This window comes from Streptomyces ipomoeae 91-03 (assembly GCF_000317595.1).
GTDB classification, from domain to species: domain Bacteria; phylum Actinomycetota; class Actinomycetes; order Streptomycetales; family Streptomycetaceae; genus Streptomyces; species Streptomyces ipomoeae.
Window position 1 is genome coordinate 1 of record NZ_AEJC01000227.1, and the last position, 10,359, is coordinate 10,359.

General features: G+C 67.1%; 9 protein-coding genes. All 9 read left to right on the forward strand.

Translation table 11 applies throughout. From position 1 onward, the window contains the following. The first annotated feature begins 133 nt into the window (after positions 1-133). The 9 genes from STRIP9103_RS14790 (at position 134) to STRIP9103_RS14830 (ending at position 10,172) form a co-directional block, all read left to right on the forward strand. A complete protein-coding gene (locus STRIP9103_RS14790) occupies positions 134-787 on the forward strand; it encodes a vitamin K epoxide reductase family protein (RefSeq protein ID WP_048820306.1) in 654 nt (217 codons plus the stop codon). A 102-nt stretch (positions 788-889) separates the two neighbouring features. After that, positions 890-2,245 (forward strand): replication-associated recombination protein A, encoded by a 1,356-nt coding sequence (locus STRIP9103_RS14795; RefSeq protein ID WP_009311315.1) that lies wholly within the window; start codon positions 890-892, stop codon positions 2,243-2,245. Positions 2,246-2,545: 300 nt separating this feature from the next. Further along, on the forward strand, positions 2,546-3,160 hold the full coding sequence (gene rpsD, locus STRIP9103_RS14800) for a 30S ribosomal protein S4 (protein WP_009311313.1): 615 nt from the start codon (positions 2,546-2,548) through the stop codon (positions 3,158-3,160). Positions 3,161-3,380: 220 nt separating this feature from the next. Continuing rightward, positions 3,381-3,827: a DUF948 domain-containing protein gene (locus STRIP9103_RS14805; RefSeq protein WP_009311309.1), complete on the forward strand. Its 447-nt coding sequence runs from the start codon at positions 3,381-3,383 to the stop codon at positions 3,825-3,827. A gap of 7 nt (positions 3,828-3,834) precedes the next feature. Continuing rightward, positions 3,835-4,209, forward strand: a complete 375-nt coding sequence (locus STRIP9103_RS14810) for a hypothetical protein (protein ID WP_009311307.1) — start codon at positions 3,835-3,837, stop codon at positions 4,207-4,209. Beyond that, a complete protein-coding gene (gene alaS / locus STRIP9103_RS14815; RefSeq protein ID WP_009311311.1) occupies positions 4,209-6,881 on the forward strand; it encodes an alanine--tRNA ligase in 2,673 nt (890 codons plus the stop codon). Before STRIP9103_RS14810 ends, alaS begins: the two co-directional genes overlap by 1 nt. A 61-nt stretch (positions 6,882-6,942) precedes the next feature. Continuing rightward, positions 6,943-7,407: a Holliday junction resolvase RuvX gene (ruvX, locus tag STRIP9103_RS14820; RefSeq protein WP_009311302.1), complete on the forward strand. Its 465-nt coding sequence runs from the start codon at positions 6,943-6,945 to the stop codon at positions 7,405-7,407. A 124-nt stretch (positions 7,408-7,531) separates the two neighbouring features. Then, on the forward strand, positions 7,532-9,316 hold the full coding sequence (gene mltG / locus STRIP9103_RS14825) for an endolytic transglycosylase MltG (protein ID WP_078613911.1): 1,785 nt from the start codon (positions 7,532-7,534) through the stop codon (positions 9,314-9,316). Then, positions 9,297-10,172, forward strand: coding sequence for a shikimate dehydrogenase (locus tag STRIP9103_RS14830; RefSeq protein ID WP_009311304.1), 876 nt, complete (start codon positions 9,297-9,299; stop codon positions 10,170-10,172). The genes mltG and STRIP9103_RS14830 overlap by 20 nt, the downstream gene beginning before the upstream one ends. Positions 10,173-10,359 lie beyond the last annotated feature (187 nt).

The window sequence follows — 10,359 nt, forward strand, 5'->3', positions numbered from 1 at the left end:
CCAACGAACCGTCCCCACCCGAGCTCGAAGGCGTGGCGGGGGTGAATTTACGTCCAGCGAACGGTGGACGCGCGAGTGTGTACGGCACAATGACCGTGCCCGTGAGGCCCTTCGACGCGACGGATACGACGTGATGAGCAAGACGACAGTCAAGGACGTCCCAGCCCAGCAGGAACGCCACAGCGACGACGCCCCCCGCACGGTGGGCGGCAGCCGCGCCTTCGCGATCATGCTGCTGATCACCGGCGCGGCCGGGCTGCTCGCCGCCTGGGTCATCACGATCGACAAGTTCAAGCTGCTCGAGGCCAAGGTCGAGGGCAAGACGTTCACCCCGGGCTGCAGCCTGAACCCCGTCGTCTCCTGCGGCAGCGTCATGGAGAGCAAGCAGGCCGCCGTCTTCGGGTTCCCCAACCCGATGCTCGGCCTCGTCTGCTACGGCATCGTCATCTGCGTCGGCATGAGCCTGCTCGCCCGCGCCCGCTTCCCCCGCTGGTACTGGCTCACCTTCAACGCCGGCACCCTCTTCGGCGTGAGCTTCTGCGCCTGGCTGATGTTCCAGTCGCTGTACCGGATCAACGCCCTGTGCCTGTGGTGCAGCCTCGCCTGGGTCGCGACGATCATCATGTTCTGGTACGTGACCTCGTTCAACGTGCGCAATGGCTTCCTGCCCGCGCCCAGTTGGCTGAAGAGCTTCTTCGGCGAGTTCACCTGGGTCCTGCCCGTGCTGCACATCGGCATCATCGGCATGCTGATCCTGACCCGCTGGTGGGACTTCTGGACCAGCTGACGGCCCGTCCGCTGACGGCCCGCCCGCCCGGCTGACGGCCCGTCCACCGAGCCGACGGGCGGCTCCGACGGGACTGTCAGTGGCGTGACATAGGGTTTCAGCGTGGAGCCCGATCTGTTCACCGCCGCCGCAGAAGAACGCCAGGAGAAGGACCCGGCCGCCAGCCCCCTGGCCGTGCGCATGCGCCCGCGCACCCTCGACGAGGTCGTGGGCCAACAGCACCTGCTGAAGCCCGGTTCCCCCTTGCGCAGACTGGTCGGCGAGTCCGGCGGCGGACCGGCGGGACCCTCCTCGGTGATCCTCTGGGGCCCGCCCGGCACGGGCAAGACGACCCTGGCGTATGTCGTCTCCAAGGCCACCAACAAGCGTTTCGTGGAGCTCTCCGCGATCACCGCCGGCGTCAAGGAGGTCCGCGCGGTCATCGACGGTGCCCGTCGCGCCACCGGCGGCTTCGGCAAGGAGACCGTCCTCTTCCTCGACGAGATCCACCGCTTCAGCAAGGCCCAGCAGGACTCCCTGCTCCCGGCCGTCGAGAACCGCTGGGTCACACTGATCGCGGCGACCACGGAGAACCCGTACTTCTCGGTGATCTCCCCCCTGCTGTCCCGCTCCCTGCTCCTCACCCTCGAACCCCTCACCGACGACGACCTGCGCGGCCTCCTCAAGCGCGCGCTGACCGACGAACGCGGTCTCAAGGGCGCCGTCGCCCTCCCCGAGGACACCGAGGCCCACCTCCTGCGGATCGCCGGCGGCGACGCCCGCCGCGCCCTGACCGCCCTGGAGGCCGCGGCCGGAGCCGCCCTCGACAAGGGGGAGGAGGAAATCGGGCTCCAGACGCTTGAGGAGACCGTCGACCGGGCCGCCGTGAAGTACGACCGCGACGGCGACCAGCACTACGACGTGGCCAGCGCCCTCATCAAGTCCATCCGAGGCTCGGACGTCGACGCCGCCCTGCACTATCTGGCCCGCATGATCGAAGCCGGCGAGGATCCCCGCTTCATCGCCCGCCGTCTGATGATCTCCGCCAGCGAGGACATCGGCCTCGCCGATCCCAACGCGCTGCCGATAGCCGTCGCGGCGGCACAGGCCGTCGCCATGATCGGCTTCCCGGAGGCCGCCCTCACCCTCAGCCACGCCACCATCGCCCTGGCCCTCGCCCCCAAGTCGAACTCCGCGACGACGGCGATCGGCGCCGCCATGGAGGACGTACGAAAAGGGCTGGCAGGGCCCGTGCCGACGCACCTGCGGGACGGGCACTACAAGGGCGCGGCCAAGCTCGGCCACGCCCAGGGGTATGTGTACCCGCACGACCTGCCCGAGGGCATCGCCACCCAGCAGTACGCGCCGGACGCCCTGAAGGACCGCGAGTACTACACCCCGACCAGGCACGGAGCCGAGGCGCGCTACGCGGACGCGGTCGAGTGGACGAGGAAGCACCTCGGTCGGAAGCGGTCCTGACCACCCTGTAGACTTTTTCGCAGTGCTGCGTCCCGTGTCCGGCTCCGGTCGGCGCCTCAGGCGGGACGACCAGCCGGATCTTTGATCCAGGAGTGTCGCGCACCGTCGTAGGTGTCGCGGGCAGCCCACCACCAGCCGGAGTCCCGGAAGCGGTCGGTGGGCCGTTCGTGTGCTGCACGTATGTGCCCAGACCAGGGGATCGGCTACCCGACAAGTCCTCAGTGGACCTGGCGGGATTCCCCGGCTGCGGATGCGACCTCCCGTAACCCTGAGGCAGCCGAATCAAGGAAAAGGAAAACAGTGGCGAACCAGTCCCGCCCCAAGGTCAAGAAGTCGCGTGCCCTCGGCATCGCGCTGACCCCGAAGGCCGTCAAGTACTTCGAGGCCCGCCCCTACCCGCCGGGCGAGCACGGCCGTGGCCGCAAGCAGAACTCGGACTACAAGGTCCGTCTGCTCGAGAAGCAGCGCCTGCGCGCCCAGTACGACATCTCCGAGCGTCAGCTCGTCCGCGCCTACGAGCGCGCCTCCAAGGTTCAGGGCAAGACCGGTGAGGCCCTGATCGTCGAGCTCGAGCGCCGTCTCGACGCCCTGGTCCTGCGTTCGGGCATCGCCCGCACGATCTACCAGGCCCGCCAGATGGTCGTCCACGGCCACATCGAGGTCAACGGCCACAAGGTCGACAAGCCGTCCTTCCGCGTCAAGCCGGACGACGTCGTCATGGTCCGTGAGCGCAGCCGTCAGAAGCCGCTGTTCGAGATCGCCCGCGAGGGTGGCTTCGCCGCGGACGGTGAGACCCCGCGCTACCTCCAGGTGAACCTCAAGGCCCTGGCGTTCCGCCTGGACCGCGAGCCCAACCGCAAGGAAGTCCCGGTCATCTGCGACGAGCAGCTCGTCGTCGAGTACTACGCCCGTTGATCCTCCTTCGACGGACGTAGTACATACGTACCGAGCGTCAGCCCGTCGTCTCCCCGCCCTCTCCGGGCGGGCGGGACGGCGGGCTCTCGCCTTTCCCGCGCGGGCGCTTTTCACGGGTGTGCGGAGCGGGAAATGCGGTCGGAGCGACCGCCCCGGCGCGATAGGCTCGGGACACGACTTTTCGATGTTCAGGCATGTTCCAGGGAGCGGGTGGCACACAGTGTCCGGTGGAGAGGTGGCCGGGATCCTGGTGGCCGTCTTCTGGGCGATCCTGGTCTCCTTCCTCGCCGTAGCGCTGGCGAGGCTGGCCCAGACGCTCAAGGCGACCACCAAGCTCGTCGCGGACGTGACCGACCAGGCCGTCCCCCTCCTCGCCGACGCCTCCACCGCCGTCCGCTCCGCGCAGACCCAGATCGACCGGGTCGACGCCATCGCGTCCGACGTCCAGGAGGTCACGTCGAACGCCTCGGCGCTCTCCACGACCGTCGCGTCCACCTTCGGCGGCCCCCTCGTCAAGGTCGCCGCCTTCGGCTACGGCGTACGCCGGGCCATCGGCGGCCGACGGGACGGCGAGGCCGGCAAGGAGCCGCGCCGTACGGTGATCGTGGGCCGTACGGTTCCCGGTGCGCGCCGGAGCAGGCGGAGCACCCGCGGAAAGAAGGACTGAGCGAGCGATGTTCCGCCGTACGTTCTGGTTCACCACAGGGGTCGCCGCCGGAGTGTGGGCGACCACCAAGGTCAACCGCAAGCTCAAGCAGCTCACCCCCGAGCACCTCGCCACCCAGGCGGCGAACAAGGCGATCGAGGCGGGCCACAGACTCAAGGACCGGGCGGTCGGCTTCGCAGTCGACGTCCGCGACAACATGGCCCAGCGGGAGGCGGAACTGGGCGAGGCACTCGGCATCGAGTCCCACCCCGACCAGTACCCGGAACTCCCGGCCCCGCGGCACATCGTCGCCATCGAGAACAGCAACACCCCGAAGTACAGCAGGAATCAGAGGTACGTCGAGAGCTCGTCGTACCCCTACAACCGGAATGAGGACCACTGATGGAGTCGGCTGAAATCCGCCGCCGCTGGTTGAGCTTCTTCGAGGAGCGCGGTCACACCGTCGTCCCTTCGGCGTCGCTCATCGCGGACGACCCGACTCTGCTGCTCGTCAACGCGGGCATGGTCCCCTTCAAGCCGTACTTCCTGGGTGAGGTCAAGCCCTCCTTCACCCGCGCCACCAGCGTGCAGAAGTGCGTCCGTACGCCGGACATCGAAGAGGTCGGCAAGACCACCCGGCACGGCACGTTCTTCCAGATGTGCGGCAACTTCTCCTTCGGCGACTACTTCAAGGAAGGCGCCATCAAGCACGCCTGGGAGCTGCTCACCAGCCCCCAGGACAAGGGTGGTTACGGCCTGGAGCCGGAGAGGCTCTGGATCACCGTCTACAAGGACGACGACGAGGCCGAGCGCATCTGGCACGAGCAGATCGGCGTGCCCAAGGAGCGCATCCAGCGCCTCGGCATGAAGGACAACTACTGGTCCATGGGCGTCCCCGGCCCGTGCGGCCCCTGTTCCGAGATCAACTACGACCGCGGCCCGGAGTTCGGCGTCGAGGGCGGCCCGGCCGTCAACGACGAGCGGTACGTGGAGATCTGGAACCTGGTCTTCATGCAGTACGAGCGCGGTGAGGGCACCTCCAAGGAGGACTTCGAGATCCTCGGCGAGCTGCCCAGCAAGAACATCGACACCGGCCTCGGCCTGGAGCGCCTCGCCATGATTCTGCAGGGCGTGCAGAACATGTACGAGATCGACACCTCCATGGCCGTCATCAACAAGGCCACCGAACTGACCGGTGTCCGCTATGGCGACGCCAAGGACTCCGACGTCTCCCTGCGCGTGGTCACCGACCACATCCGCACCGCCGTGATGCTCATCGGCGACGGCGTCACCCCCGGCAACGAGGGCCGTGGCTACGTCCTGCGCCGCATCATGCGCCGCGCCATCCGCAACATGCGCCTCCTCGGCGCCACCGGCCCGGTCGTGCAGGACCTCATCGATGTCGTCATCGGCATGATGGGCCGGCAGTACCCCGAACTCATCACCGACCGGGAGCGCATCGAGAAGGTCGCCCTCGCCGAGGAGGCCGCCTTCCTCAAGACACTGAAGGCCGGCACCAACATCCTCGACACCGCCGTCACGGAGACCAAGGCCTCCGGTGGCAAGGTCCTCGCCGGCGACAAGGCCTTCCTGCTCCACGACACCTGGGGCTTCCCGATCGACCTCACCCTGGAGATGGCCGCCGAGCAGGGCCTCTCCGTGGACGAGGAGGGCTTCCGCCGCCTGATGAAGGAGCAGCGGGAGCGTGCCAAGGCCGACGCCCGGGCCAAGAAGACCGGCCACGCCGACCTCGGCGCCTACCGCGAGATCGCCGACAGCTCCGGCGAGACCGACTTCATCGGCTACGACAGCACCGAGGGTGAGTCGACGGTCGTCGGCATCCTCGTCGACGGCCTGTCCTCGCCCGCCGCCACCGAGGGCGACGAGGTCGAGATCGTCCTCGACCGCACCCCGTTCTACGCCGAGGGCGGCGGCCAGATCGGCGACACCGGCCGTATCAAGGTGGACTCCGGTGCCGTCATCGAGGTCCGCGACTGCCAGAAGCCGGTGCCTGGTGTCTACGTCCACAAGGGCGTCGTCCAGGTCGGCGAGGTGACCGTCGGCGCCAAGGCCCACGCCTCGATCGACTCCCGCCGCCGCAAGGCCATCGCCCGCGCCCACTCGGCCACGCACCTCACCCACCAGGCCCTGCGTGACGCTCTCGGCCCGACGGCCGCCCAGGCCGGTTCCGAGAACCAGCCCGGCCGCTTCCGCTTCGACTTCGGCTCCCCGTCCGCCGTTCCCACGGCCGTGATGACCGACGTCGAGCAGAAGATCAACGAGGTACTCGCCCGCGATCTCGACGTCCGCGCCGACATCATGGGCATCGACGAGGCCAAGAAGCAGGGCGCCATCGCCGAGTTCGGCGAGAAGTACGGCGAGCGCGTCCGTGTCGTCACCATCGGCGACTTCTCCAAGGAGCTGTGCGGCGGCACGCACGTCCACAACACCGCCCAGCTGGGCCTGGTGAAGCTGCTCGGCGAGTCGTCCATCGGCTCCGGTGTGCGCCGTATCGAGGCCCTGGTCGGCGTCGACGCCTACAACTTCCTCGCCCGTGAGCACACGGTCGTCGCCCAGCTCCAGGAGCTGATCAAGGGGCGCCCGGAGGAGCTTCCGGAGAAGATCTCCGCCATGCTCGGCAAGCTGAAGGACGCCGAGAAGGAGATCGAGAAGTTCCGCGCCGAGAAGGTTCTGCAGGCCGCCGCCGGTCTCGCCGAGTCCGCCAAGGACGTCCGCGGCATCGCGCTCGTGACCGGTCGGGTCCCCGACGGCACCACCGCCGACGACCTGCGCAAGCTGGTGCTCGACGTGCGCGGACGCATCCAGGGCGGACGGGCCGCCGTGGTCGCTCTCTTCACCACGGTGAACGGCAAGCCGCTGACGGTCATCGCCACCAACGAGGCCGCCCGCGAGCGCGGTCTCAAGGCCGGCGATCTGGTCCGTACGGCCGCCAAGACCCTCGGCGGCGGCGGTGGCGGCAAGCCGGACGTCGCCCAGGGCGGCGGCCAGAACCCGGCGGCCATCGGCGAGGCCGTGGACGCGGTCGAGCGCCTGGTCACCGAGACGGCCAAGTGAGTACGACGGGTCGGGCGAGCCAGTGAGCACGACAGATCCGGCGAATGCGGACGGCCCGGTCATGCGCCGGGGCCGTCGGCTCGCGATCGATGTCGGGGACGTCCGTATCGGGGTCGCCTCCTGCGACCCCGACGGGATCCTCGCCACCCCGGTCGAAACGGTTCCCGGACGAGATGTCCCGGCGGCTCAGCGCCGGTTGAGGCAACTGGTCGAGGAGTACGAGCCGATCGAGGTCGTCGTCGGACTCCCTCGCTCCCTCAAGGGGGGCGAGGGCCCGGCGGCCGTCAAGGTCCGCGGCTTCGCCCAGCAACTGGCCCGCATGATCGCGCCCGTTCCGGTCAGACTTCTCGACGAGAGGATGACCACAGTGACGGCCGGTCAAGGACTCCGCGCTTCGGGGGTGAAGTCGAAAAAGGGCAGGTCGGTCATTGACCAGGCAGCGGCCGTGATCATCCTGCAACAGGCGCTGGAATCCGAACGGGTGTCAGGTAAAGCTCCCGGCGAAGGCATCGAAGTGGCCGACTGATCGCGATACGGTAACGTTCCGCGCGATGCGGCGGCCTTCGAACAGCCTCCGCACAAAAAGAGGCGGGGACGAAAGCCGAGCCACAGGCCCCGCGTGACCGCCGCCTCGCGGCTCTAGGGGATCGATGACTGAGTATGGCCGGGGCCCAGGCTCCGAACCATGGGATCCGGACGACCCGTTGTACGGGGACGGCGGATGGGGCGGACAGCAGGCCCAGACGGGCGGGCAGTCCCCCTACGGCGGCCAGCCGCAGCAGCACTACCCCGAGCAGCACCACCAGCAGTCGTACCAGCAGGCAAACGGCGGCTGGGGCAACGGTCAGCAGGATGTCTACGCGCATCAGCAGTACCAGCAGGAGTACGGCGACCCCGGGCAGCAGCACTATCCCGGCCCGTACCAGCAGCAGTACGGCGGTCATGACCAGCAGTACGACCAGGTCAACGGCGGCTGGAGCAACGGGACGCACCAGCACGCCGCCCAGAGCCCCTACGTCGCCGACCCGGCCAACCCCTACGGGGGGCAGCAGGCCGTGGCGTACGACGGTGGGCAGTCCGACTTCTACGGCACGCCCGACGCCTACCCGCCGCCGGAGCCGCCCACCCGGCGTCACACCGGGCCCGAGCCGGGAGCCGTACCGGAAGCCGAGCTGCAGCAGACCGCCGAGCGGACCGACTGGGATCCCGGGCCGGAGCAGGACGAGCACCCGTTCTTCGCCGGTGGCGCTGACGACGACGGTGACGGCGGTGACGACGAGGCCGAGGGGCGCGGCGGTCGCGGCGAGCGCAAAGGCCGGGGCGGCAAGGCCGGAAAGCCGGGTAAGTCCGGCAAGAAGAGCCGCAACGGTGTCGCCTGCCTGGTGGTCGTTTTGGTCATCGGTGGCGGTATCGGCGGGGCCGGCTATTTCGGCTACCAGTTCTACCAGAGCCGTTTCGGTGAGGCGCCCGACTATTCGGGGAGCGGTACGAACGAAACGGTGACGGTCACCATTTCAAAGGGTGACTTCGGGTCTGTGATCGGGCAGAAGCTGAAAGCGGCCGGGGTCGTCAAGAGCGTTGATGCCTTTACGGCCGCGCAGGCGCAGAATCCCGACGCGAAGCCGATCCAGGCGGGCGTTTATCTGCTCAAGAAGGAGATGTCCGCCGAAAGCGCTCTTGCTCTGATGCTCGATCCGAAGAGCCAGAGCAACTTCACCGTTGTCGAAGGCGAGCGGAACAACGCGGTCTACGCCAAGATCGACAAGAAACTCGGGCTCGAGAAGGGCACGACTGAGAACGTCGCAGAGAAGGAATGGTCCACCCTCGGCCTTCCCGACTGGGCGAACGACAACGACGACATCAAGGATCCGCTGGAAGGATTCCTCTACCCGTCCACCTATCCGGTCGCCAAGGGTATGAAGCCCAAGGACGTCCTGAAGGAAATGGTGGATCTCTCCAACACGAAGTACGAGGAGCTCGACCTGGAGGGCAAGGCCGAGGAGCTGAAGCTGGACAACCCGCTTCAGGTGCTCACCGTGGCGAGTCTTGTCCAGGCTGAGGGCAAGACGAATGATGACTTCCGCAAAATGGCCGAAGTGATTTATAATCGTCTCAAGCCCACGAATACGGAGACCTACCAGTTGCTCCAGTTCGACTCGACCTTCAACTATTTGAAAGGCGAGAGCAATATCGACATCAGCGAGTCAGAGGTCAACAGTAACCAGGACCCATACAACACCTACACCCAGAAGGGGCTGCCGCCCGGACCGATCGACAACCCGGGTGCCGACGCACTACAGGCGGCTCTGAACCCGACCGATGACGGCTGGATTTACTTCGTGGCGACGGACGGTGTGAACAAGACCGAATTTGCCAAGACTCACAATGAGTTCCTCAAGCTCAAGGAAAAGTTCAATGCCAGCTCGGGCAACTGACGCCCGCCGGGCCGCCGTGCTCGGTTCCCCGATCACCCACTCGCTCTCGCCGGTACTGCACAGGGCCGCGTACAAGGAACTAGGGCTTGTCCACTGGTCGTACGACCGGTTCGAGGTCGACGAGGAGGCGTTGCCCGGGTTCATTGAAAAATTGGGGCCGGAGTGGGCAGGTCTGTCGCTGACGATGCCGCTTAAGCGGGCTGTTATCCCATTGCTGGACGAGATCAGTGAGACAGCGACTTCGGTAGAGGCCGTCAACACGCTGGTGTTCGGAGAGGGCGGACGGCGCGTCGGAGACAACACCGACATCCCTGGAATGGTTGCCGCCATGCGTGAGCGGGGCATCGAGGAAATTGAGCGCGCAGCGATCCTCGGGGCAGGCGCCACTGCGTCGTCTGCGCTGGCTGCGCTTGCACGGACTTGCACCGGCGAGGTCGTGGTGTACGTACGTAGTGAGGTGCGCGCTGCCGAGATGCGGCAGTGTGGCGAGCGGCTGGGCATTGAGGTGCGCACGGAGAGTTGGGCAAACGCTGAGCAGGCGTTGAAGGCTCCGCTAATCATTGCTACGACCCCGGCAGGAACAACGGATGCACTGTCGGGCGCAGTGCCGGAGCAGCCTGGGGTACTGTTTGACGTGATCTACGAGCCGTGGCCTACGAATCTGGCTGCGCGCTGGTCTGCGTACGGCGGAGTCGTGGTCGGCGGGCTTGATCTGCTGGTGCACCAGGCGGCTGTGCAGGTGGAGCAGATGACTGGATACAGGGCCGCACCGGTGGGGGCGATGCGGAGGGCCGGTGAACAGGCGCTGACCGCCCGTTATACGAAGGGTTTTATAAAGGAGGAGAGGTCAGATTGAGAATTCAGCAGGCTTACCGGACTTGTCTCTGCGACGTGAGAGCAGCTGCCGGGATTCATCGAGTTGCATTCGAAGCGTGATGCGCTTAGGAGGCACTTCGGGCCGTCACGCATGCTTGGGGTGCGCCCCGAGATTTGGGTATTTGGTGGCGTTGGACATTGAAAATGATAGAATTTCGGGTTCACAA

What these genes read in the sequence shown, in the direction of transcription:
- ruvX (WP_009311302.1), top strand. Translation starts at nt 6,943, where the DNA reads ATGCGCCGGGGCCGTCGGCTCGCGATCGATGTCGGGGACGTCCGTATC.
- STRIP9103_RS14810 (WP_009311307.1), top strand. Translation starts at nt 3,835, where the DNA reads ATGTTCCGCCGTACGTTCTGGTTCACCACAGGGGTCGCCGCCGGAGTG.
- STRIP9103_RS14830 (WP_009311304.1), top strand. Translation starts at nt 9,297, where the DNA reads ATGCCAGCTCGGGCAACTGACGCCCGCCGGGCCGCCGTGCTCGGTTCC.
- STRIP9103_RS14790 (WP_048820306.1), top strand. Translation starts at nt 134, where the DNA reads ATGAGCAAGACGACAGTCAAGGACGTCCCAGCCCAGCAGGAACGCCAC.
- alaS (WP_009311311.1), top strand. Translation starts at nt 4,209, where the DNA reads ATGGAGTCGGCTGAAATCCGCCGCCGCTGGTTGAGCTTCTTCGAGGAG.
- mltG (WP_078613911.1), top strand. Translation starts at nt 7,532, where the DNA reads ATGACTGAGTATGGCCGGGGCCCAGGCTCCGAACCATGGGATCCGGAC.